The sequence below is a fragment of the Bradyrhizobium sp. MI1.7 genome (genome assembly GCF_055811795.1).
In genome coordinates, this window is sequence record NZ_JBVVPO010000042.1 from 57,595 (window position 1) to 81,361 (window position 23,767).

Here is a 23,767-nt window from a genome sequence, read left to right on the forward strand (position 1 = left end):
GATCGCCGCGTAGCGGCGAGACGGGTGAGGGGTATCTATCCACGGATTCGGTAAAGCTTGCTCTGTGGAGACATAACCCTCATCCGGCGCCATAGCCGAAGCTTTGCTTCGGCGTTCCTAGGAACGGCGGCCGAAGGCCGCCTATGCCACCTTCTCCCGCAAGGGGAGAAGGAAGAAGAAGCTACGCCCCGATCCGTCGTAGCGCTTCCGCGACCGTCACGATCGGCATGTCGCGCTTCCCGGCCGCCTCCAGCGCATGGCGCATCAGGTGCGGCGTGCAGCCGTAGGGGCTTGGCGCGTCGGCGACGTCGTGGCCGTAGAAGATCAGCCATCCGCCGCTCGCCACCGCCTCGTCGAAATAGCGATCGACGCCAGCAATATCGATCTCGCGATCGACCAGAGGCGAGGCGCGTAGGAACTGGAGGTCGATGACGTCGCGATTGACGCCGGGAAGGATGCCGCGCGCCGAGCGAAAGGCCTTTGCAAGCTGCGGCTTGCGCCAGACCGAGGCGATTCCATAGGGGTAGGCGAAGTTCTCCAGCACGATCGAGGAATCGATGGCGTGGAAATGGCTGCGGTTACGCTCGATCTCGCGCGCCATGGCGGCCTCGTCGAGATCGGCCGAGCTCTGGTGCGAAAAGGTATGGCAGGCAATCTCGTGACCGGCCCGGTGAAGCCGCACGATCGCGTCGTTCGACAGGCCGTGCCAGTGATCCGACGGACGATCGATCAGGCTGCCGGCGAGGTAATAGGTGCCGCGGCCACCATGCGTCTCCAGAAGCGCGGCGCCCTCGCCTGCGGCGCTATCGGGCGCGTCGTCAAACGTGAAGCTCACCATCGGCGCATGCGCAGGCAGCCGGTGCGGCGCGGCACGGAAATGCCGGGCCAGCCGATTGCTCACGCGTCCCTGGAGTGCCGACCACACGACTGCGTTTCCTGCGGTTCCCTATTTCTCTACTGAAACATTCGTGCGCTGGTAGAGGCAAGCCTAACGCCCGGGTAATCCTAATGCGGAACCAACGCCCTTCGTCTAGCGTGCCAGGACCGAAATATCGGCTTCCGCACCGAGATATTGCAGCCAGTTGCGGAAAAGCGCCGCCGCGGCGCTGCCGGCAGCGATATCGGCGCGCAGATTCAGCGCAGGCAGTTCGTTGGTGAGCGCCGGGTGGCGCTGTTGGGTCGCCTTCTTCTCGAAGCGGGCGAGCTTCTCTTCAGTCGCTGCGTCAAAATAACTCACGGGCAGGTGCGGATACGCCTCGCGCTCGCGCGCGAGATAGCGGCCGATGTCGCGCAGATATTCGCGCTGGAGCGACAGCGCATCGTATTCCGGGTGGCCCTGGAAGAAGACGAAGCGGCTGGCATATTGCCTGACGAAGATATCGATGCCGGCCTTTGCCGAACGCGTCAGCACCTGATAGCCGGCCTGCGTGAGATCGCTCTCGGCGATCTCGTTCAGGCGCGAATGCGAGACCTTGAGGGGCGCAGGCGCAGCGCGCGTCAGCGCATCGTTCGTCGCAGTTTCGCAGTCGAAAATGCCGTGACATTTGGCCGGGAGCCGCCGCCGCGCGATGCCGTCGAGATGCAGCACCGCCGCATGCGCGGCGAGGCACGACCAGATCGTCGAGCGCGTGTTGACCTTGGCCCAGTCGATCAGGTCGGTGAGGTCGCGCCAATACGGCTCCTGGTCGAGCTCGGGCGCGACCGGCTCGGCGCCGGTCACGATCAGCCCGTCGAACTTGTGGTGCCTGAGCTCGCTGAGTTCCGAATATTCGCTTTCGACATGCCACTTCGCCTCGGGCGACCGCTTCACCGAGGGCAGCGAGAAACAATGGAAACGGATACGGCGCGGACCTGCGGCCGCCTGGAGCAGCTTCATGAACTGCCGCTCGGTCGCCTTCAGCGCTGGATCCGGCATGTTGTTGATCAGGCCGATCGTGAGATCGGCGAAACCGTGGTCGCGCGCGAAATCGCCCTCGGCCGGCACCAGCGCCGGGCTCGATATACCTTGATCCCTGTCGATCAAGATCGTCATCGGCGCCGGCGCCTACTCCGCGGCCTGGAGGCGGGCCGACGGGCAGGCCTTCTCGAGCGCCTGATCGATGTCCGCGATGATATCTGCCGAATGCTCGATGCCGATTGACAGGCGGATCGTCTCCGGCAGCACGCCGGCAACGCGCTGCTGCTCCGCCGACATCTGCCGGTGCGTGGTCGAGGCCGGATGGCACGCCAGCGACTTGGCATCGCCGATATTGACCAGGCGTGTGATCAGCTTCAGCGCATCGTAGAAGGTCTTGCCGGCCTCCATGCCGCCCTTGATACCGAAGGTGAACAGCGAGGAGGCGTTACCGTCGAGGTATTTCTGAACGAGCGGGTAATAGGGGCTGTCCGGAAAGCCGGTGTAGTTGACCCAGGCAACGCGCGAGTCCTTGCGCAGGAATTCGGCGACCTTGCGCGCGTTCTCGACATGGCGCTCCATGCGCAGCGCGACGGTCTCGATGCCCTGGAGCAGCAGGAAGGCGTTGAACGGCGACAGCACCGATCCCATGGTGCGCTGATAGACGCTGCGGGCGCGTTCGATATAGGCGGTTCGGCCGAAGCGCTCGGCATAGACGAGGCCGTGATAGGAGGCGTCCGGCTTGTTGTAGCCGGGGAAGCGGTCGGCGTGCTTCGCCCAGGGGAAATTTCCGGAATCGACGATCGCACCACCGAGCGTGGTGCCGTGGCCGCCCAGAAACTTGGTGAGCGAATGCACGGCGATGTCGGCGCCGTAATCGAACGGCTTGAGCAGGATCGGGGTCGCGACGGTGTTGTCCACGATCAGCGGCACGCCGTGCGCATGCGCGATCTTGGCGAGAGCCTCGATGTCGCAGACATTGCCGGCCGGATTGCCGATGGTCTCGGCGAACACGGCGCGCGTATTCTCGTCGATCAGTTTTGCGATCGCATCCGGCTTGTCGCTCTCGGCGAAACGGCCGTTGATGCCCTGCCGCGGCAGGATGTGCGAGAGCAGCGTGTGCGTGGTGCCGTAGAGCTGCGGCACGGAAACGATGTTGCCGCCGTGATCGGCGACGTTGACGAAGGCGAAATGCAGCGCAGCCTGGCCGGTCGCGACCGCGAGCGCGCCGACGCCGCCTTCGAGCTGGGCGATACGCTTCTCCAGCACCGCGCTGGTCGGATTGGCGATGCGGCTGTAGCGAAAACCCTCGGCCTCGAGATTGAAGAGCGCGGCGCCGTGATCGGCGCTGTCGAAGGCATAGGCCGCGGTCTGGTAGATCGGCACCGCAACCGCGTGCGTGGTGGCTTCTGGCTCGTAGCCGGCGTGAATAGCGATCGTCTCGTTGCGCATCGTGCCACCTCCGCGTGGAGCGGGCCGCACTTATTGGCCTGTATGAGGCATGTGCGTTCTCCGCCGTTCCTCTGTTAGAGGCGGGTGGTAAAGCGGACAATAATTCGCCTAGAGATCGAGGAAGTAACCCTAACGATTGTTGGTGAATTGGCTAAAATTTGAATCGAATTGGATTAATGAATTGCTGCGAGCAAACGCGGCAGTGACGGTGCTTTCCCTTCTCCCCTTGTGGGAGAAGGTGGCGCGAAGCGCCGGATGAGGGGTATCTGTCCATACGGCAAAATGCTCGCCTGTGGGGAGAGACCCCTCATCCGTCTCGCCGCTTTGCCATAGCCGATGCAAAGCATCGGCGTTCTAAGGACGGCGGCCGAAGGTCGCCTATGCCACCCTCTCCCACAAGAAGGGGGGAGGGTGAGAGTACTCCCTACTCCATCGTCTCCCAGAGCCGGTGAGCGAGCACACCGGCACGCTTCTCGATCGCGGCCGCCGCATCGAGCGCGAGGTCCTCGCGATAGCGGCCGGCGATGAGCTGCACGCCGATCGGCTTGCCGTCATGCAGGGTCACCGGCACCACCGCGCCGGGCAGGCCCAGCACGTTGATGGCGGAGATGAAGCGGATCTCGCCCCAGAAGATTTCCTTCACGCGATCGGCACTGACGGTGTCGTCGCGCGGACCCGGCGTCGGCTTCACCGTGGTCGGCGCCAGCACGACCGGATACTCCTCGAAGAACAATTGCCAGGCGCGGATATGGCCGTTGCGTGCGGCCGTCGCCTGCATCCAGGCCTTGAGATCAAGCACATTGGCCTTGGTCTTCATGCCGCCCCAGGCCTTGTGGAAGTCCTCGGACGTCACCTTCAGCATGCCGGCCTCCTGCATCACCACGGTCTCGTTGGTGATGATGTCGCACCAGGTCTGCCAGACGCCGTCGATGTCGGGGACATCGACCTCGGTCACGCGATAGCCGGAACGCTCCAGGTGATCGGCGGCCTGCCGCAGCGCCGCGCGGACGGATGGATCGACGTCCATATCCTCCGGAATCCTGGCCAGTGCGACCTTGATCGGTCCCTTCGGCTTCGGCCCGGCCAGCGGCGTGGGCACCCACCAGGGATCGCGCGGATCGCGCTGGCTCATCACATCGAGCGCGAGGCGGACGTCGCCGACGTGGCGGGCGAGCGGGCCCTGCGCCGACATCAGATGCGCCAGCATCGGACGCTCGGCCGTGGCGCTTCCGTTGAAGGCGGGGATGCGGCCCTGCGTCGGCTTGATGGTGGCAACGCCGTTGCAGTGCGCCGGCCAGCGCAGCGAGCCGCCGATGTCGTTGCCATGGGCGATGGTGCCGATGCCGGCGGCCACCGCCGAGCCCGCTCCGCCCGAAGAGCCGCCGCAGGTGATGTTCGGGTCCCAGGGGTTCAGCGTCAGCCCGTGCAGCGGATTGTCGGTGAAGCCGCGGAAGGAGAATTCCGGCGTGTTGGTGAGGCCGATGACGATCGCGCCGGCTTTCTTGAGATTGCGCACCACGGGCGAGTCCGACGGCGCGACTAAATCCTTGTTGGCGGGCACGCCGTTGAAATTCGGCCGGCCTTCGTAGTCGACATTCTCCTTGATCGTGATGGGCACGCCGTGCAGCAGGCCGAGCGCGCCGCCCTTGGCGCGCTGCTTGTCGGCCGCATGCGCAGCCTTCAGCGCTTCCTCGCTGAGATCGACGACAACCGCGTTCAGCCGCGGATTGACGGCGCGCATCCGTTCGAGATGCGCTTCGACGGTCTCGACCGCGGAGATCGCGCCGTTGCGGATCGCGGCTGCGGTGTCGACCGCGGACCATTGCCAGACCGGACCTTTCGGACGGCGTGCCGTGGCCGCCTTACGCGGTGCCGGCTTCTTGACCGTCTTCTTGGCCGCCTTCGCAACGGCCACCTTGCGGGCGGTGCTCGCCTTGACCGAGGTCTTCGTTACTTTCCTTGCAACACTTTTCTTCTTCGTCGCCGTCTTCTTCGCCACGCCGCATCTCCAAAAAATTGCGCGGCGGAGGTTATGGAGATCACGCGAGCGTGTACAGGCGCGTTTCTGCATGGCGCGTCGCCGCGACGCTCTGCCACGGGCCGGCGCGAGTGACGCGCATGAACCTTTGGCCCCGCTGTCCTGACCCATATACTGGTTGAATAGTGGAACAAACCACCGCCAAGATTGTGTCATCAAGATTGTGCCATGGCGATTAGGTTTTTGACGTAGCTATTCTGACAGCGACGCATCGGAGCATTTGCCATGCTCGTGGAATTCGACAGCGGATACGACCAGCAACCCTTCCGCGATCTGTGCGCCGACTATCCGGGCGCTGAAACCTACGATCCCGACGATTTCCGGATTGAATGGGGGCCGATCTTTCACCGCGGCCGGCTCGACGGATCGGCGCGTGTGCTCGTCGTCGGTCAGGATCCCGCCCAGCACGAGACGATCGTGCGCAGAATTCTGGTCGGCACCGCGGGGCGCCGCACTCAGGGCTTTCTCGCCAAGCTCGGCATCACGCGGAGCTACGTGATGGTGAACACCTTCCTGTACAGCGTCTACGGGCAGAGCGGCGGCAACAAGCACAAGAACGAGCCGGGCATCGTCGAGTATCGCAACAAATGGTTCAAGGCCGTGCTCGCGCCGGGCAATATCGAAGCCGTTGTCTCACTCGGCGGCCTCGCCGACGAGGCGTGGAAGTCTTGGCTCAAGACGCCCGACGGCGAGGCCTACAAGACCCTCGCCTATCAGCATATCACGCACCCGACCTGGCCGGAAAGCTCGGCCCACGATAACGCGACGCGGGCCGCGAACACGAAGATCATGCTGACCAAGTGGAATGCCGCGCTCGCGGCTCTCGCGCCTGGGCTCCAGCATCCCGACGTGCCGACGACGCTCGTGCCGTACGGCGACGCCTTCAAGCCGACCGAGCTCTTCGACATCATCGCAAAGGATCTTCCCGCCGGACTGCCGGCCTGGATGCGCGGAGACACGCCATGGGCCGTGCGCCAGGGCGCCGACGCGGCCACCAAGCGGCGCACGATCACGATCACCATCCCCGACGGAGTGATCCCATGAGCCCGGCTGCCAACCCGAAACGATGGGCCCTGAGCGGGCGGATCGTGACGATGACCACCGAGGGCGACGTCATCAAGAGCGGGACGATCTTCATCGAGGACAATCGCATCGCGGCGATCGTACCCAAGGGACAGCCGGCCCCGGCAGGCTTCGAGGCCGTCGTTGCAGTGGCGACCGGCGGCACCATCTATCCTGGCCTGATCGAGCTGCATAATCACCTGAGCTACAACATCCTGCCGCTCTGGCGCGTGCCGCAGCCCTACGGCAATCGCGACCAATGGCAGAATGCCAAATCGTACAAGACGTCGGTCACCGGCCCCATGAGCGCGATCGCGCTCGCCGACGACGGCTCGCTGCTGCCGGCCCTGGTCCGCTATGTCGAAGCCAAGTGCATGGTCGCAGGGACCACGACGAGCCAGGGGATCACGCTGTCGAACTGGAGCGGCACGATCCACAAATATTACAAGGGCGCGTTGCGCGCCGCCGAGATCGGCAGCCCGCCCGATCTGCCGCGGGCACACTCGAAGATTCCCGACATCGATGCCGAGGATTGGGCGAAGTTCGACAACGAGTTGAAATCGTCATCGTGCTTCCTGCTGCATCTCAGCGAAGGCATCGACACCAAGGCGCATAGCCACTTCCTCGCCTTGCGCAATTCCGAGGGAGATTGGGCGATCGAGCCGTCACTCGCCGGCATTCATTGCACGGCACTCGATGCGACCGACTTCGGAACGATGGCCGAAAACCATGCCAAGGTCGTCTGGTCGCCCCTGAGCAATCTCCTGCTCTACGGAAAGACGACCAATGTCGTTGCTGCGCGCACGGCCGGCCTCACCATTGCGCTCGGTTCTGACTGGTCGCCGTCCGGCAGCAAGAACCTGCTCGGCGAGCTGAAGGCGGCCAAGGTCGTGTCCGCGCATTTCAATCTCGGCTTCAGCGACTACGACATCGTCTCGATGGCGACGCGCAATCCGGCCGCGATCCTCAAGTGGGATACGAAGCTGGGAACGATTGCCAATGGCAAGTTCGCCGACCTTCTGGTCGTGAAGGGAGTCACCGGCGATCCCTACGCTCATCTGATCAAATCGCGCGAGCAGGACATCGTCCTGGTCACCATCGGCGGACGAGCCCGTTATGGGACGAAGACGGTCATGCAAAAGGCAGGCGGAATCGGCGAGGCGCTCAAGATCGGCAGCAGCGCGCGAGTGATCGACTTCACCTCGCCCGACCAGGATCCCGGGATCGAGAGGATCACGCTGGCGGAGGCGACGAGCCGCCTCCGTGCCGCGCTCGGCAATCTCGGCACCTTGCAACCGCACAGCCTCGCCATGAGTGATGCGATCGCCCGCGGAGCGGTGTCACGCACCGGATGGCGTCTCGCGCTCGACGAGCAGTTCGGCAACAACGTCCAGCTCCGCCCGCGGCTGGAATATAACGGCGTCAGGACCGGTCCGGATTTGGCGGCGGTCGCGGCAGCGGCCGAGCCGCTGCACCCGATCAAGCTGGATGGCCTCACGGTATCAGGCGATCCCGCGTTTCTGGACACGCTGAAGAACGAGCCGAATCTTCCAGCGGGAATCGCGACCGCGATCGCGGCCTTTTACTAGTTCTCCGTCACACCAGCGGTGGGTTAAGGCGCGCAAAGCCTTCCTGGATGCGATAGGGGTAGTAGGGATAAGGCGGCATCACGGCGCTGACCTCGTCGAGACGCGCGATCTGCGCAGCGCTGAGCGACCAGCCAACCGCGCCGAGATTGTCGCGCAACTGCGCTTCGTCGCGGACGCCGATGATCACCGAGGATACGGTCGGACGCGACAGCAGCCAGGCGATAGCGATTTGCGGCACGGTGCGGCCGGTCTCCGCGGCGATCGTCTCAAGCACGTCGACGATGGCATAGAGACGCTCATCATCCACGGGCGGGCCGAACTGCGCAGTGGCGTGCAGACGGCTGCTCGCAGGGAGCGGCTTTCCGCACCGGATCTTGCCGGTGAGCCGGCCCCAGCCGAGCGGGCTCCAGACCAGCGCGCCGACGCCCTGGTCGCGTGCGAGCGGCATCAGCTCCCATTCGTAGTCGCGGCCGAGCAGCGAGTAATAGACCTGATGTGCGACATGGCGCGGCCAGCCGTGCCGGTCAGCGATGGAGAGCGACTTCATCAGCTGCCAGCCGGCGAAATTGGAGACACCGACATAGCGGAGCTTGCCGGCGCGTACGAGCGTATCGAGCGTGGACAGCACCTCCTCGATCGGCGTGAACGCATCGAAGGCATGGAGCTGGAGCAGATCGAGGTAATCGGTGCCGAGCCGCCGCAGCGCTGCTTCGACCGAGGCGACCAGACGATATCGCGAAGAGCCGGCATCGAGCGGACCATCGCCCATCGGCAGGCTCATCTTGGTGGAGATCAGCACCTTGTCGCGGCGTCCCCTGATCGCGGCGCCGAGGATTTCCTCGGATGCGCCGTTCGAATAGACATCGGCGCTGTCGAACAGGTTGACGCCGGCCTCGAGGCAGATGTCGACCAGCCTGCGCGCTTCGTCGGCGCCGCTGCGGCCCCAGGCCGAGAATAGCGGGCCTTGGCCGCCAAACGTGCCGGTGCCGAAGCTGAGGACGGGTACCCTGAGGCCGGAGGCACCGAGATTGCGATATTCCATGATCATTCTCCTATTCCGCCGGGCACGCCGCGACTGCGGACTGCGTTCGATCAAGCTGAAGGCTCCATAGCGCGAGCACGAGACCGACAGCCGTGATGCCGGCCGCGACCAGCGGCAGCGCGGAGAGACTGAGCCCGCGGTCGATGGTGACGCCGCCTGCCCAGGCGCCGAGCGCGTTGCCGAGATTGAAGGCGGCGATGTTGAGGCTGGAGGCGAGCGTGCGGCCGCTTGGCCCCGCCGCCTCCAGCACGCGAAGCTGGAGCGGCGCGACGGTCGCAAAGGCCGCAATGCCGAGCAGCAGGATCAGCGCAATGGCTGCGATCTTGACCGACAGCACGGCGGCAAGGCCAAGCAGCACGATGGCGAGCGCAGCGAGCGTGCCGATCAGGGCACGCGCGAGGCCGCGATCGGCGAGCTTGCCGCCGGCGACGTTGCCGATTGCGAGACCTGTACCGAACACCAGCAGGATCGGCGACACCGCGGCTTCCGAAAAACCGGTGAAGCGCGTCAGGATCGGCTGGATATAGGTAAAGACGACGAACAGGCCGGCAAAGCCGAACACGGTCATGGCAAGGCCGAGCAGCACCTGCGGACGGCCGAGCACCGCGACCTCCTCGGAGAGCGAGATCGGCTTGTCGCCATTGCCGACATCGCCGGGCACGAATGTGGCCACCACTGCGAAGGCGATCACGCCGATCACCGTCACCGCCCAGAATGCCGCGCGCCAGCCGAGCATCAGGCCGAACCAGGCGCCGAAGGGCACGCCCAGGAGCGTCGCGACCGTCAGGCCGATGAACATGGTCGCAATCGCCGACGCGCGCTTGTCCTCCGCGACGAGGCTGGTCGCAACGACCGACCCGACGCCGAAGAAGGTGCCGTGGGCGAGCGAGGTCAGCACCCGCGCCGCCATCAGCCATTCGTAGTTCGGCGCCAGCGCGCAAGCGGCATTGCCGAGCGTGAAGATCGCCATCAGGGCGAGAAGAACGGTTTTCCGCGGCATCCGCCGCGTCGCCAGCGTCAGGACAGGCGCGCCGACGAAGACGCCGAGCGCATAGCCGGAGATCAGCAGCCCCGCGACCGGCACGGAGACGTGCATGTCGGCGGCGACCTGGAGCAACAGGCCCATGATGATGAACTCGGTGGTGCCGATGCCGAAGGCACCGGCGGTGAGGGCGAGGACGGCGGGAGGCATGCGTGGCTCCAATGCGAGGGACGAGCCACGCAGATAGCCGCAGCGCAGCAAAACCATTAGGATGTCCGCAATCCAATCATTTGTGACGTGAATTCAACATGGCCCGTTTCGACACCAACCGCTCCGCCGAGATGGAGGTTTTCGTCCGCGTCGTCGAACTCGGCGGATTCACCCAGGCCGCGCGAAACCTGCGCCTGACGCCGTCGGGCGTCAGCAAGCTGATCTCGCGGCTGGAGACGCGCCTCGGCTCGCGGCTGATCAACCGCACCACGCGCAAGCTGACGCTGACGGAGGAGGGCCAGGCCTTCTACCAGCGCACCGTGCGCATCCTCGGAGAGATGGAGGAAGCTGAGCGCGAGGCGGCTTCAGGCGCGGCGCCGCGCGGCCACCTCACGGTCAACTGCAACATCCCTTTCGGCATGCTGCACGTCCTACCGCTGATTCCCCGCTTCCTGGAACGGCATCCCGAGATCACACTCGACCTCGTGCTGACCGACACGCTGATCGACCTGATGCAGGAACGGGCCGATATTGCCATCCGCGTCGGGCCCCTGAAAGCGTCACGCCTGGTCGCGCGAAAGCTCGGCACCAGCCGCATGGTCGTCGTCGGCACCCCGAACTATCTGGCGCGCTTCGGCACGCCGAAGACGCCGGCGGATCTCACCCAGCATCGCGGCATCGGCTGGACCTTTCCGCGCATCCGCGGCGGCTGGCCATTCCGGCGCGGCGACCACACCGAGGAAGCCATGCCGCCACCGGCCGCCCGCGCCAGTGACGGCGAAATCGCCCGCCGCCTCGCCCTCGGCGGCGTCGGCCTCGCCCGCCTCGCCCTCTTCCACATCGGCCCCGACATCGAATCGGGCCGTCTCGTTCCGGTCTTGCAGAACTACAATCCCGGCGACCGCGAAGACATCCACGCCGTCTATGTCGGCCACACCGCGCCCCTGCCCGCGCGCGTGCGCGCGTTCATCGATTTTCTCGCCGAGCATGTGCGGGTGAGCGACCCCGCGCTGAAGCGCGCGGGGGACGGGAGGTGGAGGGTGGCCTAGGGACGTCGAAATCGCGGCGATAGGTGCGTTCGGTGCTGCCCATCGTGTCATGGGAGCGGACCAACTATCCGTTGGCCGTTGCGCGCTGCGATCTTCGGCAGCATGTCCATGTGCTGCTCGCGCGGCTCGGGGATCCTGTGCAGATCGCGGAAGAATTCCTCGTGACGACGCGGCGTGGAGACGAGGATGTGTCTCGCGTCGGCCGGCCCCTCATTGGTGAAGCCGTGAACAACTCCTCTCGGCACGAGAATCCGCGAACCGGGTCCAGCGACCTCGGTCTGGTCTCCCACGAGGTATTTCACCTGGCCCTCCAGGAGGACGAACAGCTTGTCCTCCTCCTCGGAGATGTGGGCGGGTGCGCCGAAGCCCGGCTTGATGGTCATGTCCAGCACCGTGAACAGGCTTTCCTGCGGATTGATAATTTTCGTCGTGAGACCGGCAAATTCGGTCGTTTCGAACTTCGTCGTGATGACGCTCTGCATTGGCCAAGGCTCCATTGACTTCGGAGCTCGATAGATTGCATGCGGGAGGGCTGCGGATTAGTCCCCTTCCGCAAGCCACAGCGGCTGTAGTTCTGGCCAATTGGCATCGGAGTTTCCCGAAGACCAGTTCAGCTGCCCGAACGGTCCACCTCAAACTGTCGGCATGAACAACGACAACAACGAAAATCACCGCCCCGCAGCTGCAAGCTGTCGCTCGAACACACGGGTAAAATCCGCGACCTTGGCGCTCAGATCGGCCCGCGACGGATATGTGAGATGCAGGCGGATCGTCCCGGAGAACTGCTCTGGCAAAACCGGCACGACGAGCCCCGATGCGTATTCCACTCTGCAGAGGGCTTCCGGAAGCAGACCAATCCCCTGGTGATTCAGCACAAGCTCACGAGCAAGAGCGAAGGAGTCGACCGCGAGATGAAAGGCGGGCCACGTCGCCCCGCCCGGCAAGGAGCGGGATAGAAGGCGCAGCAATTCCGGCCTCGATGGCCCGATCAAGGTCGACGCGTCGCGAATATCGACGGGGATCCCGTGACGGCTCACATAGTCTGAGCTCGCATAAAGACCGAACTTCATGTCGATTGCGCCCTTGATCAGGGCTTCCTGAGGATTGGCCGCTCCGATGCGGAGCGCAATATCAATATCCCGGGAGATGAGATCGAGCACGTCGTTAGTGAGCGACACCTCAAAGCGCACATTGGGGTGATCGTTTCTGAAATCCCCGATCGCGGCTGCCACGATCCTGACCGGAAAGTCGGCCGGCAGCGTGATGCGGATTTCGCCGGCATACGGGTCGTCAGCACCGCTTACCCCCCGGAGCGCGTTGACAAGCAGGGCAAGCGCGCCAGCCGAACGCTGGTAGAGTTCTCGTCCTGCGGCCGTGAGGGCAAAAGCGCGCGTGGACCTCTTGAAGAGCCGCGCACCGAGCGCCGCCTCCAGGCTGCGGATGCGCAAGCTGACGGACGACCTCGGCGTGTTGGTTTCGCGGGCTGCCGCCGCAAATCCGCCGGCGCGCACGACAGCGACGAATGTCTGCAGGGAATTCAGGTCGATCGGCTGCGCGTCGGTGTGAGCGAGACTTGAATGTTCATTCCGATCATCCTTCTCGGCCTCTTCGAGAACGCTGCTGTGTGCCTTCATGACGTCCTGTTTCCGGTGATGGTCCGGCGCGCGCGGGAACTTCATGAGGGAAGGGAGCGGCAACCGATAGCGAACCTATGGACGGCAACAATGACCGGAGCGCACCAGGACTTGCGATGCAATTGAACGTGACCGTCGATTGATTGAGCAAGCCGCGATATCGTCAGCTCATCGTTCATGGTGGATGCTCTCAGGGGAGAGGGCGGGATGAATCCCGCCCTTTCATCGTCAAATGGTCGGATGAAGGTTGCGGACCGGGCTCACCTCCTCGAGGAGCGAGGCGACCTTGAGCACCGTCGATTCCGCCAGCCAGGAGGAGACTATTTGTACGCCGATCGGAAGGCCGTCGTGGCTCGTTCCAAACCGCATTGATAGAGCGGGCATTCCCGTCAAGCTGAACGGTGATGTGGCGCTCATGACGTGAAAGGGTGAAACCGTCACACCATCGACCACGAGGTCGTTGAGACCGTGTTTGGTCGCCGGGAACGGGGTCACCGGGCATAGCAGCGCATCGTAGCGCTGGAAGTATTCGGCGAAGCTGTCGCGAAGGCGCTCTATGGCCTGCTCGGCGGCGACGAAGTCGGCTATCGGCGTGTCAGGTGTATCGAGGACCAATTTGGCGTGCCTGAAGATCTGGGCCTCATGGCCGGCAGTGACCTTCTCGAACTCGCGCCGGGATTCCATCTGCTGGAGCTGCCAGAGGACGCTGTTGGCATCGGTCTGCTCCACCACCGGCAACCGGACCTGTTCGACGTGGTAGCCGGCATTGCTCAGCGCATGTGCCGCTGCCTTCACGGTCGCGACCACTTCCGGATCGATGGGTCCGAAGAAGCCCGGAGAGGCCATCCAGCCTACGCGAAGCTCACGGGTCGATTTCGTACCTAGCCCTGTATCGAGGCTGGGCGAGCTGACCGAGAAGCCGTCGGCACCGTCAGGTCCTGCCATCAAGGAATAAGCGAGCGCCACATCGCGAACGGAACGCGCCATCGGACCGATGTGCCAGAAACGGCGCGGTACCCGAGGCCAGTGGCCCGTCATCGGCATTCGACCGTGAGTCGCTTTAAATCCGACGACACCGGTATGCGCTGCCGGGCCGCGCAACGAGATTGAGAGATCGCTGCCCACACCGAGTGGCGACATGCCCGCTGCGATGGCAGCGGATTCACCGCCGCTCGATCCGCCCGGAGTGTAATCGAGGTTCCAGGGGTTGTTCGTCTGGCCGGTCAGGAGATTGTCGGTTTCGATTGAGTAGGAAAATTCCGGGGGATTCGTTTTTGCGATGAGGATGGCGCCGGCGGCCTTCAGCCTGGCCACGACGGTGGCATCAGTATCAGGCACGCGCCCTCTGAAAATCGGCGAACCGCGCTGTGTCAGCACGCCCGCCGTGTCGATTCCATCCTTGGCCGTGAACGGAACGCCATGGAGAGGGCCGAGCTGGGCGCCCGATATCACCGCCGCTTCGGCCGTCCTGGCGCCTTCCATCGCGCCGTCGGCCAGCGTCACGATCGCATTCAGCTTGGGATTGACCGCCGCGATGCGGTCGAGATGCGCCTGCATGACCTCGACGGGCGAAAGCTCCCGTTGAGCGATCAGCTGGGCGATGCGGGTGGCGTCCATTCTAACGATGTTATCCATCATATCTGTCCTACCTGCCATTTGGTAGGCTGGACATGTCCCTCGCATTTATGGACTTCAATCCCTACCTGCCATTTGGTAGGGACACGTTGAGGTGATCACGATGAGCGAAAATGCGAAGGAAGCGATCCTGGCTGCAGCGCGCAGGACAGCGCAGGCCCACGGGTATGGCGGGTTGAACTTCCGCGACATCGGGGCTGAAGTCGGCATCAAGGCTGCGAGCATCTATCATCACTTCCCCGGCAAGGCCGAGCTGGGTGCGGCGGTGGCGAGACGCTACTGGGAGGATACGGCGGCGAACCTCGAAGCTCTTTCAAAAGCGAACGGAGATCCAAGAAAGGCGCTCCGCGCCTATCCGGGACTTTTTCGTCGATCGCTCGAGCAGGACAATCGCATGTGCCTCTGCAGCTTCATGGCGGCCGAATATGATGATCTGCCGGACGCCGTCAAAACCGAGGTGCAAGCCTTCGCCGATGTCAACGTGGCCTGGCTGACCAGGATGCTCGCTGCGGCTTCAGTTCCCGCCAGCAAGCGTGAAGCAAGGGCGCGCGCGATCTACGCGGCCGTTGCCGGCGCGCAGCTGATGGCACGGAGCCGCGCCGACCTGAAATTGTTCGATGCGCTGATCGAAAGCTATCGCGGATCAGGCTTGATCCCGACTTGAGAGCCGATCCTGCCTGCGCCGTCCAAATGGCTGGCGGAGATGTATCTGGACATCTTTGGCTCCTTGACGCCGACGCTTGCGTGCCAATTGACGGTCAATTGGAGAACGTGCTCGCCTTGCGGACGAGCAGTTCATCACCCTTTCGGCTGATTTCGAGCGCGGGTGCCTGGTATGGCGTTGAGACAACGACGCGCTGACCGGGCGCCAGTACTGTCACAAAGCGGATCGGCGTTCCCGCTGCACCCTGTGCAAGAGTCGTGACGACGCGGAATCCATCGGGCTCGACCGTGTAGTAGGCGACGCCGGATACATCGCCGAGATTGATGCTCAGGCCCTCGATCGGCCGCAGGCCGTTAGCGTGTGCGGCCCCGAGTGAGGCGAAGGTGACGGCGGCTGCGAGAAGCGAGCTGCGGACTGACATAGGAACCTCCGTTGGCTTCGGCGGCGGGCGGGTTGCCCGTCTGGCTGATCGCGGCGGAATCGCGGTTTCCGTAAAGCTCGCGCAATTTGGTCTTCAGGACTTTTCCGGTCGCCCCGTGCGGAAGCTCGTCGACGAACAGAACATCGTCCGGCATCCACCACTTCGCGATCTTGCCCTCGTAAAAGGTCAGGAGATCTTGCGCCTCGAGCCTCGCCCCCTGGCGCCGGACCGCAAGCACGAGCGGGCGTTCGTCCCATTTTGGATGCGCAATACCAATCACCGCCGCTTCGACGATTTCGGGGTGGGCCATCGCCAGGTTTTCGAGCTCGATAGACGATATCCATTCGCCTCCGGACTTGATGACGTCCTTCGAGCGATCCGTAACCTGCATATAACCGTCGCTGTCGATCGTGACGACATCACCCGTGAAAAACCAGCCATCGGCACGCTCGCTTTCCGGCATCTTGTAATAAGCGCGGGCAATCCAGGGCCCCCGAACCACGAGGTCGCCAACTGCCTTGCCATCGTGGGGGAGTTTTCTGTTGTTGCCATCGCGAATGCCGATTTCGACCCCGAAAAGCGCACGTCCTTGTTTGACCTGGCGAGACCGCCGTTCAGCTCTCGACGAGGTCATGTGCTTGCGCAGTGGCTTCGAGATCGTCGCGAGCGGGCTGGTTTCCGTCATGCCCCAGCCATGCAGAACTTCTACTCCGTATTCGTCCTGCAGCGTTTCCATCAGGGAGGCCGGACATGCCGTGCCACCGATCAGCGCGCGATTGAGCGTCGTCGGCTTCACGCCGGCGCTTTGCAGGTATCGAACATAGCCCAGCCAGACCGTCGGCACGCCGCCGGCGAAAGTCACCCCGTGGTCCTCGAACAACCTGTGCAGGCTCTCACCGTCGACGTTTTGGCCGGCCATCACCAGCTTCGAACCCGTCGCCGTTGCACAATACGGCATTCCCCAAGACATTGCGTGGAACATCGGCGAGACAAGCGCGACCGTGTCATCCAGAGAAATGCGACAAGCGTCTGGGAGCGCTGCGGCGCAGGAATGCAGCACCGCGCTGCGATGGCTATACAGCACACCCTTTGGGTTTCCTGTCGTTCCCGACGTATAGCAAAGTCCGCATGCCGTGTTCTCGTCGAACTCGGGCCATGCATAAGCTTCCGAGCACCCGGAGAGAAATCCTTCATAGGATGGGAAGCCTTTGGCTCCCACGATCTTTGCGTCGCCCGCCTCGCCCAGATATATCCACGCTTCAACAGTCGGACATTGCGGCATTAAAGAGTGTACGAGATCGATAAAAGCCAGATCGAAGAATACAACCGCATCTTCGGCGTGGTTGATGATGTATATGATCTGGTCCACGAACAGCCTTGGATTGATCGTGTGGCAAACGGCTCCCATTCCGGAAATGCCGAAGTATAGCTCCAGATGCCGATAGCTATTCCAGGCTAAGGTCGCCACGCGATCGCCTGGCTTAATGCCGATCGAGTCCAATGCATTTGCGAGCCGAGAGCTGCGCTCGAGAAGGCCGCTGTAGCTCGTGATGTGATCGGGCTTGTCGGGAGTTCGGGAGACGATCTCAACATCGGGAAAGGAGCGCGCCGCGTGCATGAGAATGGACGACAGGAGCAACGGAGTTTGCATCATTAAGCCAAGCATGGCGAATGTTCCCTCGGTTTCAACGCCTTCACTTCAGCCGCAAGCGACTGTTCGTGCGGGCAGGAGATGGTCCGCACGGGTATCCATTTGGCGAGAGGTCTTCATCAGCCAGGACGACGTCTCGCCCGCCCTCGCGCCCTTGGGTGCCCGGTCCCCGAACACGCGCCTTCGCGCGAGACCTGAGAAGGATGGCGAGCTTGAAGTGAACGACTAGCAGCCTGATCGCAAAGGACGTGACGAGCCATATGACTGACAGGGGCATTTGTCTTCCAAACACGATTTAGATTCGATGCTGTGAATGAAGCTAAGACTCTGGAAGCTGGATGTCGTGAGCCGCCGGCGCCCTTTCACCGGTACTGGCACGCACCGCTCACTGCCACGTCGCGCCACCAACTCAGCCATCAGCTATTGGAACGAAAAGATATTCTTCCAGTCGTTCTTCATGCTGATGATGGTCCAGTTTTTCTTCCTGGCCTCAGCGTAGAGCGCGGGGGTGAAGGAACCGATCTTGGTATAGGGCAGCCCCTGCGCCGGACCATAAGCGTACTCACGTATTCCATCGTCGTGCAGTACAAGCATCGATAGTCGCGCGCCCTCCCCGGCACCCGTATATTCCAGCATCTGCTGGTCTCCAGTCGAGTTGCCAAATGAAGCGTTCGGACGCCGACCAATCATCAAGTGAATGCCCTCCGGTTTCCCGGCAGCGCTGTCATACAGCATGAGCCTGGGTTCACTAATGAGGACCGGCTTGCCGTCCTTGTCATAATCATATTTGACGGCAAGCGCCGACCCGACCACCTGCTCCGGTGGGATGCCGTAGACCTGCTGTGAATACAGGCGCACAAAATCCTGACCGAAGCCTGTGACAATGTAGGTCTTAAAGCCATTCGCCCGCAGGTAGGTCATCACCTCCAGCATCGGTTGGTAGACGAGTTCGGTATAGGGCCGCTTCCAGCGTGGGTCCTTCGCGGAGGAAAGCCATTTCTTTCCTTCGGCCTCGAACTCGTCAGTTGTTATGCCGGCGAGCGTGGCAAGGACGATCTTTTCGAGGTCTCGCATCGAAAGCCCGGCTATCGCTTCCCGGTTTCCCGAGAGCACCGTCTTGAATGGCTCAACGTCCTTTAGCGCCGGCTCTTGCGCGACCAACACCGGGACCCGGTCGAGGCAATACACCATTTGGCTATAAATCGGCTGCTCCACCCAAAGCGTGCCATCCTGATCAAAAGTGGCAATGCGTTCCTCGGGAGGCACGAACTTCGGACTTGCCCGGTCTGTCGTGTCTCGGACGAAGTCGAGGATCGCTTGTTTGGCGGATCCGTTATTCCACGATGGCAATGGGCCGCTCGAAGCGGTCTGGGCCAACGCGGAGACGGATAAGGGCGGCGCGGATAGGGCTGGAAGCAGCGCCAACGTCGTGAGCAGGGTGCGACGGTCGATGCCGGAGCGCAGAATAGTTTCTTTCATGGTCGGCTATTCCTAGTTCAAATACATCGGGTGTGAGCATGTTCGGTGAAATGCGACGGTCCGCACTGCTGATGGGGCTTGCAAGCGCCATCAGGTCGGCCGTGGGGGACAAAGGCTCATGGTGACTGGAACGCAGTGCTAGTCCGCGCGCACCCAAAGCGCCTCTAATCCATTGAAGTTGAGCATCGTCCGGCGCTCCAAGGGGTGCTCGGCACTCAGGCGGAGCTTCGGGAACCGCTCGAAAAGCACCGAAAGAGCGATCTGTGCCTCGGCCCGGGCCAATGGCGCGCCAAGACAGAAATGAGCGCCGCCGCCAAATGAGATGTGACGCTTATCCGGCCGTTCGATGTCAAACCGCTTTGGGTCGGGATGCGCCTCTGAGTCGTGGTTCGCTGCGTAGAGCACGGCATTGATCGTCTGCCCCGCCGCGACCGGGCACCCGTCGATCTGCATCGCTTCGGTTGCGATCCGAGTGCCTTGCACGACTGGCGCGTCATAGCGCAACACTTCCTCGACGGCGCTACGAACCAGGCTCGGATTAGCGAGCAGTTTGCTGAGTTCACCGGGATGCTGTAGCAGGGCTAGTACGGCGTTACCGATAAGATCAGTCGTCGTCACGTTGCCCGCAAAGAGCAAACTATGGCAAACGTTTGTGATCTCCGCTTCGTCGAGCTGCTCGCCGTCCTCTTCGGCGTCGATCAGGCTGCTTATCAGATCGGCCCGTCGTTCCTTACGACGCTTTTGGATTACCTCAGCGAAGTAGCTGGTGAGAGCAGCATTGCAGGATGCCAGGATGGCCTCCTGCTCCGGCGTGCGTTGCGGGTTGAACATTTGTAGTTTGCCGTCAGACCACTGCTTGAAGTCGTCGCAGCGGGCGGTATCGACGCCCAACATCAGCGCGATGGCGATCGTCGGCAACGGTCGGGCATAAGCCTCCATAATATCGAAGCAGGATGGATCGTCGATGTCGTCCAGCAAGCCGCATGCGACCTCAGTGATACGCGGGCGCATCGCATCGACCGCGACCTGGTTGAACGCCTTGACGACCAGGGAGCGCAGGCGCTTATGGTCCGGGTCATCCATATGCAGTATGAGCGGCTGAAATGTCTCATCCACCTTCAGTTGCACCCGAGAGAACGAACCCGGGCGGGATTTCCGTGGATCGGAGGCCAGTTCGCGATTATTCATGACGGCATCGACATCGACCGCACGGGTCAGCACCACCCGATCGAACATCCGGTCCTGGTGCACCGGCTCGCGCGACCTCAGCATATCGAGATATTCGTCTGGCCGCTCCCGAAAGACGGGATCCAAGTGGGTCAGGGAAATTCCCGTTGGCACCGCAGTCTCGTCGTTACTCATGGATCTCGTCCTTTCGCTAGGGTTTAGTTCCGATCGGCTTGGAACGAGCGAAGCCTCCGCGCATGGCAGCATCGTCGCCGAAGGTGATCGAGGCCATCCAGCGCGGGCATGACGCTAACTTGCGAAAACGCGACGCTCGGCGGGACGGGCAATCAGCAGATAAGAGGCCAGCGCCAGAAGCGAACACGGCGTCATGACCGCGGCCATCGATAGCGCTGATCGTCCGTCATAAAGACACGCAACGAGCCCGCTTGAGACGGCGCCTGCCATAATCTGAATGCTTCCGGACACAGCGCCTACCGCGCCGGCGATCTGCGGCAACGGATGCATCGTCGCGCGGATGGCGTTCGGTATGGTCAATCCGAAGGCAAGACCAACAGCGACCAGAAGTGAAACAACAAGGAGTAGCGGTACCCAGCCGACCAGTGTCGTGGCAAGCAATAGCCCTGAAGCCACCGCCGAGACTGTCAAACCCCTCATCAGCACATAAGCTGGTGAGACGTTCCAAGCGACGAGCCGGCGATCGAGGAAAGCCCCGGCCATGACCGATCCGGAGCACGCACTGAAAATCAGGCCATACCGATTAGGCCGTAGCCCCATGCTGTTGATGAAGAACAGGGAGGACCCGGTGACATAAGCCATAACGGTCCCGCCGGCGGCTGCACCGACCAGAATGTATGCGAACGAGATCGGATGCCTCAGGACTTGAAGATAGCTGCGGCCAATGATTGATGGTGCAAGGCGATTGGTCTGATCGATCTTTGCACTTTCGGCAAAGCCGGTGACCAATGCGATCAACAAAACCAGACCCATTACGAACTGAATCGTGTAAATCAGGCGCCAGCTGCCCAGCGCCAGTAGAGCCGCGCCAGCGGTCGGCGCGATCAATGTGACTACATTTATGGCAATGACAACGTTGGCCATCTTCGCACGCGCATTATCCCCCTCGAACAGGTCGCGGATGATTGCAAACGTCAACGTTGTGCTGGCCGCGCCGCAGCCTTGGCCGAAGCGGCACACCAGCAGCACCGGCAATGATTGGGCGAGCGCGCAAGCGAGACTGCCGACGACAAAGAGCGTGACGCCGAATACCACGACGGGCCTGCGACCGTACCGATCGGATACCGGCCCATAGACAAGCGGCGCCGTCGCCAGACTGAGCATGAAAACACTCATCGTAAAGCCGACATCCGCGGGCGGCGCGCCGAGAGCGGCGCCAGTGGCCGCCAGTGCCGGTAAGCTCATGTCAATGCCCGAATACGGAACTGAGGCAAGAAGGCCCAGCAACAGCGTGAAGGCAAACGATGCGGGTTGAATACGCATGGGTTGAATATCCGATACGTTGCTGATCCCGCGCGTCGTCAGATGCGGCGCGTGTCCGCGGAGATATCGATCGCCTCCCAGACGAAGGACGGAAGAATCAACCTTCCATCCTTCCCGGGAGCGGAAGCAAGTCACCGATTGGCGGCGACACGTCGACCTTGCTTAGCGACCGTGGTGCCGCCCGGGTCGCTTATCTCATTCGACCCTTGCGCGACTTGGTTGATGATCCGCAGGATTTCGGAGCGAGTGTCGATCGTCTTGAACTCGTCGGCCATAGCTGAGGCACCCGAACGATAGTCCGGCTTGTCGAGCACGCTCCGCACGGCCTCGCGCAACGCTTGCGGTGTCGGATTGTTGGTCGCAAGATTGATTCCGACCCCGGACCATGCCACACGCGCGTTCACGTCCGCCTTGTCTTCCGTCAACCCTGCGGTCACAAGCGGAATTCCAAAGCTCATCGCCTGGTTGACACTCCCATATCCACCGTTGGTGACGAGCACGTCGACCTTGGGCAGAAGCCACTCGAACGGCAGATAGCTGGAGAGACGCGCATTGCCGGGAATTGGGCCGGGAATGTCGCCGACCGCGCGACCGCCTGCTGTGACGACCACAAGCAAGTCAGGTTCGTTCGCGAGTCCCGCGAGCGCCGGCGCGATCAACAGGTCGAAATCGTGGTTTGCCAACGTACCCTGCGTCACCAGCACAACCTTGCGCGAGCCGTCCAGTTCGTGCGCCCACGACGGAAGCGGGACCTGGTTGGGTATAATCGGAGGGGTGCCAACAAAAGTCACCGAGGAAGGGATATCGCGTGGAAACTCAAAACGCGGCACCGTCAGCTGCATATAGGCATCTGCAAGCTCTACGACGGATTCAAAGAGAGGCTTGGTCACCGGTCCAACGCCCAGCTCCCTCAGGTACCGATTGACGCAAAGGCCGAGAGGCCCGTCGACGATCTTGTCCTGTTCTCGCGCGAAGGCGGCATATTCGTCGAGTTGCGCTCGGGTGGCTGCGGGCGGCAGACCCGCAAAAACTGGCGCTTTGTCGTCGCGTTGCCAGTGCAAGATGGATGTGCCGCAAAGAACGATGGGCGGGCGTTTCGAGCGCGGTCCGAGCAGCATCGGCAGGACGCCAAAAAACATGTCGTCGCCGATGATGACGTCGGCGGGGAATTCCCGCAGGACCTTGAGCATGCCGCTGTGCTGACCGGGAATGGGATCGACGAAGAGGCGTTCGATTACTAAGCGCCGCCATTGTGGCCCGAGTGGCGCGGCCTTTACTTCGTCGGACATGACAATTTCGTTTGCATTAATATCCGCCTCTTTGGGGAGCGGACAGAAATTTGCTTTGAACCGCGCGACACGGCTACGCAGGGGGCTCCCGGTCAAAAAGGCAAGTTCGTGGCCCTCCGCGATCAAGATGTGGCCGATCGCAAGCAGCGGATTGAGATGGCCGGTCATGGGGGTCGAAACGACGAGAATCTTCATATGATCGTCTCGTCCGATTGTCGACATAGCGATCTCCTTTGGATTGCGACGCAAAACCTGTAAGGCGTCGAGGCTGAAGAGCACTGCGGCGGGCCGGCCGGGCGGCATTGCGTTCGCCCGTCCCCTTTCCGCATTGGAATCATCGTGAGAAGGCGCCAATTCGCTCGAAATTTAGTTCGAGACCGATTTCACCTTGCGGACGAGCACGCTGTCGCCGTTCCGGCTGATTTCGAGCGCATCTGCCTGGTACGGTGTTGAGAACGCCACACGCTGACCCGGTGCAAGAACAGACACAATACGGATCGGCGTTCCCGCCATGCCTTGTGCGAGGGTCGTGACAACATGGAATCCGTCGCGCCCGACGGTGTAGTAGGCGACACCGGACACTTCGCCGAGGTCGATGCTCATACCATCAATCGGACGCAGGCCATCGGCGTGGGCGGCCTCCAGAGAGGCCAAGGCGAATGCTGCGGCTACAAACATGCTACGGATCGACATAGCGATCTCCTTTGGGTTGCGACATAAAACCTGTAAAACGTCGAGGCTGAAGAACACTGCGACGAGCCGGCCGGGCGTATTGCGTCCGCCCGCGCCTTTCGGCATTTAGGCGTTCGCGCCGCCGAAGCTTGGCGGATTGATACCCATTGCTGCGATCGGCTCGCTGAAGGCTGCGCCCACACTCAGCTATATGCTGACGGGCGGTCCTCTTTGACCCAGTGTGTCAATCGGCCTGTAAATTTGACCCCTCATCGGCGTCCAATTTTGACCCCTTCGTGCGCCGCGGTTTGACGGTAGC

The 23,767-nt window shown here is 62.5% G+C and carries 20 protein-coding genes; 4 read left to right on the forward strand and 16 right to left on the reverse strand.

The annotated features are described in order from the left end of the window. Positions 1-181 precede the first annotated feature (181 nt). From AC0L3X_RS30715 to AC0L3X_RS30730, 4 genes are all read right to left on the reverse strand, one after another. A complete protein-coding gene (locus AC0L3X_RS30715; protein ID WP_063980550.1) occupies positions 182-925 on the reverse strand; it encodes a polysaccharide deacetylase family protein in 744 nt (247 codons plus the stop codon). A 105-nt stretch (positions 926-1,030) separates the two neighbouring features. Beyond that, positions 1,031-2,032, reverse strand: coding sequence for a homoserine O-succinyltransferase MetA (gene metA / locus AC0L3X_RS30720; protein ID WP_063980549.1), 1,002 nt, complete (start codon positions 2,030-2,032; stop codon positions 1,031-1,033). Positions 2,033-2,044: 12 nt separating this feature from the next. Next, entirely contained in the window at positions 2,045-3,346 is a 1,302-nt protein-coding gene (locus AC0L3X_RS30725) for an O-acetylhomoserine aminocarboxypropyltransferase/cysteine synthase family protein (RefSeq protein ID WP_063980548.1), read from the reverse strand. 424 nt (positions 3,347-3,770) lie between these two features. Continuing rightward, a complete protein-coding gene (locus AC0L3X_RS30730; RefSeq protein ID WP_354131675.1) occupies positions 3,771-5,345 on the reverse strand; it encodes an amidase family protein in 1,575 nt (524 codons plus the stop codon). Between the two features lie 264 nt (positions 5,346-5,609). Between AC0L3X_RS30730 and AC0L3X_RS30735 the strand changes: the two genes are divergently transcribed. After that, positions 5,610-6,428 carry a uracil-DNA glycosylase family protein gene (locus AC0L3X_RS30735; protein WP_063980546.1) on the forward strand — a complete coding sequence of 273 codons (819 nt, stop codon included), beginning with the start codon at positions 5,610-5,612 and terminating at the stop codon, positions 6,426-6,428. Next, the gene (locus tag AC0L3X_RS30740; RefSeq protein WP_063980545.1) at positions 6,425-8,035 is read left to right on the forward strand and encodes an amidohydrolase family protein; all 1,611 of its coding nucleotides are present in this window, start codon (positions 6,425-6,427) and stop codon (positions 8,033-8,035) included. Before AC0L3X_RS30735 ends, AC0L3X_RS30740 begins: the two co-directional genes overlap by 4 nt. Before the next feature lie 7 nt (positions 8,036-8,042). Here the strand turns inward: AC0L3X_RS30740 and AC0L3X_RS30745 are convergent, their stop codons facing one another. Both AC0L3X_RS30745 and AC0L3X_RS30750 read right to left on the reverse strand, forming a co-directional pair. Next, complete coding sequence (locus AC0L3X_RS30745; RefSeq protein ID WP_473317084.1) at positions 8,043-9,077, reverse strand: aldo/keto reductase; 1,035 nt, start codon at positions 9,075-9,077, stop codon at positions 8,043-8,045. Positions 9,078-9,087: 10 nt separating this feature from the next. After that, positions 9,088-10,269: an MFS transporter gene (locus AC0L3X_RS30750; protein ID WP_063986014.1), complete on the reverse strand. Its 1,182-nt coding sequence runs from the start codon at positions 10,267-10,269 to the stop codon at positions 9,088-9,090. A 98-nt stretch (positions 10,270-10,367) separates the two neighbouring features. Here AC0L3X_RS30750 and AC0L3X_RS30755 point away from each other — a divergent pair, with 98 nt between their 5' ends. Further along, positions 10,368-11,318: a LysR family transcriptional regulator gene (locus tag AC0L3X_RS30755; protein ID WP_063980543.1), complete on the forward strand. Its 951-nt coding sequence runs from the start codon at positions 10,368-10,370 to the stop codon at positions 11,316-11,318. A gap of 47 nt (positions 11,319-11,365) precedes the next feature. Here the strand turns inward: AC0L3X_RS30755 and AC0L3X_RS30760 are convergent, their stop codons facing one another. The 3 genes from AC0L3X_RS30760 to AC0L3X_RS30770 form a co-directional block, all read right to left on the reverse strand. After that, complete coding sequence (locus tag AC0L3X_RS30760) at positions 11,366-11,800, reverse strand: cupin domain-containing protein (RefSeq protein ID WP_063980542.1); 435 nt, start codon at positions 11,798-11,800, stop codon at positions 11,366-11,368. Positions 11,801-11,986: 186 nt separating this feature from the next. Continuing rightward, entirely contained in the window at positions 11,987-12,952 is a 966-nt protein-coding gene (locus AC0L3X_RS30765) for a LysR family transcriptional regulator (RefSeq protein ID WP_187387881.1), read from the reverse strand. Between the two features lie 228 nt (positions 12,953-13,180). After that, positions 13,181-14,590, reverse strand: coding sequence for an amidase (locus AC0L3X_RS30770; RefSeq protein WP_473317086.1), 1,410 nt, complete (start codon positions 14,588-14,590; stop codon positions 13,181-13,183). A gap of 100 nt (positions 14,591-14,690) precedes the next feature. Between AC0L3X_RS30770 and AC0L3X_RS30775 the strand changes: the two genes are divergently transcribed. Further along, positions 14,691-15,251 carry a TetR/AcrR family transcriptional regulator gene (locus AC0L3X_RS30775; RefSeq protein ID WP_063986013.1) on the forward strand — a complete coding sequence of 187 codons (561 nt, stop codon included), beginning with the start codon at positions 14,691-14,693 and terminating at the stop codon, positions 15,249-15,251. Between the two features lie 94 nt (positions 15,252-15,345). Here the strand turns inward: AC0L3X_RS30775 and AC0L3X_RS30780 are convergent, their stop codons facing one another. The 7 genes from AC0L3X_RS30780 to AC0L3X_RS30810 form a co-directional block, all read right to left on the reverse strand. Continuing rightward, positions 15,346-15,672 carry a hypothetical protein gene (locus AC0L3X_RS30780; protein ID WP_063980539.1) on the reverse strand — a complete coding sequence of 109 codons (327 nt, stop codon included), beginning with the start codon at positions 15,670-15,672 and terminating at the stop codon, positions 15,346-15,348. Further along, complete coding sequence (locus tag AC0L3X_RS30785; RefSeq protein ID WP_084794930.1) at positions 15,605-17,338, reverse strand: long-chain-fatty-acid--CoA ligase; 1,734 nt, start codon at positions 17,336-17,338, stop codon at positions 15,605-15,607. The genes AC0L3X_RS30780 and AC0L3X_RS30785 overlap by 68 nt, the downstream gene beginning before the upstream one ends. Before the next feature lie 405 nt (positions 17,339-17,743). Next, positions 17,744-18,802, reverse strand: a complete 1,059-nt coding sequence (locus AC0L3X_RS30790; protein ID WP_063980537.1) for an HAD family hydrolase — start codon at positions 18,800-18,802, stop codon at positions 17,744-17,746. A gap of 138 nt (positions 18,803-18,940) precedes the next feature. Further along, entirely contained in the window at positions 18,941-20,164 is a 1,224-nt protein-coding gene (locus AC0L3X_RS30795) for a cytochrome P450 (protein ID WP_283017951.1), read from the reverse strand. A gap of 114 nt (positions 20,165-20,278) precedes the next feature. Beyond that, positions 20,279-21,487, reverse strand: coding sequence for a multidrug effflux MFS transporter (locus AC0L3X_RS30800; protein WP_354131677.1), 1,209 nt, complete (start codon positions 21,485-21,487; stop codon positions 20,279-20,281). Between the two features lie 131 nt (positions 21,488-21,618). Then, positions 21,619-22,971 (reverse strand): glycosyltransferase, encoded by a 1,353-nt coding sequence (locus tag AC0L3X_RS30805; protein WP_063986012.1) that lies wholly within the window; start codon positions 22,969-22,971, stop codon positions 21,619-21,621. A 171-nt stretch (positions 22,972-23,142) separates the two neighbouring features. Next, complete coding sequence (locus AC0L3X_RS30810; RefSeq protein ID WP_231143783.1) at positions 23,143-23,574, reverse strand: hypothetical protein; 432 nt, start codon at positions 23,572-23,574, stop codon at positions 23,143-23,145. Positions 23,575-23,767 lie beyond the last annotated feature (193 nt).

What these genes read in the sequence shown, in the direction of transcription:
- metA (WP_063980549.1), bottom strand. Translation starts at nt 2,032, where the DNA reads ATGACGATCTTGATCGACAGGGATCAAGGTATATCGAGCCCGGCGCTG.
- AC0L3X_RS30725 (WP_063980548.1), bottom strand. Translation starts at nt 3,346, where the DNA reads ATGCGCAACGAGACGATCGCTATTCACGCCGGCTACGAGCCAGAAGCC.
- AC0L3X_RS30735 (WP_063980546.1), top strand. Translation starts at nt 5,610, where the DNA reads ATGCTCGTGGAATTCGACAGCGGATACGACCAGCAACCCTTCCGCGAT.
- AC0L3X_RS30740 (WP_063980545.1), top strand. Translation starts at nt 6,425, where the DNA reads ATGAGCCCGGCTGCCAACCCGAAACGATGGGCCCTGAGCGGGCGGATC.
- AC0L3X_RS30745 (WP_473317084.1), bottom strand. Translation starts at nt 9,077, where the DNA reads ATGGAATATCGCAATCTCGGTGCCTCCGGCCTCAGGGTACCCGTCCTC.
- AC0L3X_RS30750 (WP_063986014.1), bottom strand. Translation starts at nt 10,269, where the DNA reads ATGCCTCCCGCCGTCCTCGCCCTCACCGCCGGTGCCTTCGGCATCGGC.
- AC0L3X_RS30755 (WP_063980543.1), top strand. Translation starts at nt 10,368, where the DNA reads ATGGCCCGTTTCGACACCAACCGCTCCGCCGAGATGGAGGTTTTCGTC.
- AC0L3X_RS30760 (WP_063980542.1), bottom strand. Translation starts at nt 11,800, where the DNA reads ATGCAGAGCGTCATCACGACGAAGTTCGAAACGACCGAATTTGCCGGT.
- AC0L3X_RS30765 (WP_187387881.1), bottom strand. Translation starts at nt 12,952, where the DNA reads ATGAAGGCACACAGCAGCGTTCTCGAAGAGGCCGAGAAGGATGATCGG.
- AC0L3X_RS30770 (WP_473317086.1), bottom strand. Translation starts at nt 14,590, where the DNA reads ATGATGGATAACATCGTTAGAATGGACGCCACCCGCATCGCCCAGCTG.
- AC0L3X_RS30775 (WP_063986013.1), top strand. Translation starts at nt 14,691, where the DNA reads ATGAGCGAAAATGCGAAGGAAGCGATCCTGGCTGCAGCGCGCAGGACA.
- AC0L3X_RS30780 (WP_063980539.1), bottom strand. Translation starts at nt 15,672, where the DNA reads ATGTCAGTCCGCAGCTCGCTTCTCGCAGCCGCCGTCACCTTCGCCTCA.
- AC0L3X_RS30785 (WP_084794930.1), bottom strand. Translation starts at nt 17,338, where the DNA reads ATGCTTGGCTTAATGATGCAAACTCCGTTGCTCCTGTCGTCCATTCTC.
- AC0L3X_RS30790 (WP_063980537.1), bottom strand. Translation starts at nt 18,802, where the DNA reads ATGAAAGAAACTATTCTGCGCTCCGGCATCGACCGTCGCACCCTGCTC.
- AC0L3X_RS30795 (WP_283017951.1), bottom strand. Translation starts at nt 20,164, where the DNA reads ATGAGTAACGACGAGACTGCGGTGCCAACGGGAATTTCCCTGACCCAC.
- AC0L3X_RS30800 (WP_354131677.1), bottom strand. Translation starts at nt 21,487, where the DNA reads ATGCGTATTCAACCCGCATCGTTTGCCTTCACGCTGTTGCTGGGCCTT.
- AC0L3X_RS30805 (WP_063986012.1), bottom strand. Translation starts at nt 22,971, where the DNA reads ATGAAGATTCTCGTCGTTTCGACCCCCATGACCGGCCATCTCAATCCG.
- AC0L3X_RS30810 (WP_231143783.1), bottom strand. Translation starts at nt 23,574, where the DNA reads ATGCCGAAAGGCGCGGGCGGACGCAATACGCCCGGCCGGCTCGTCGCA.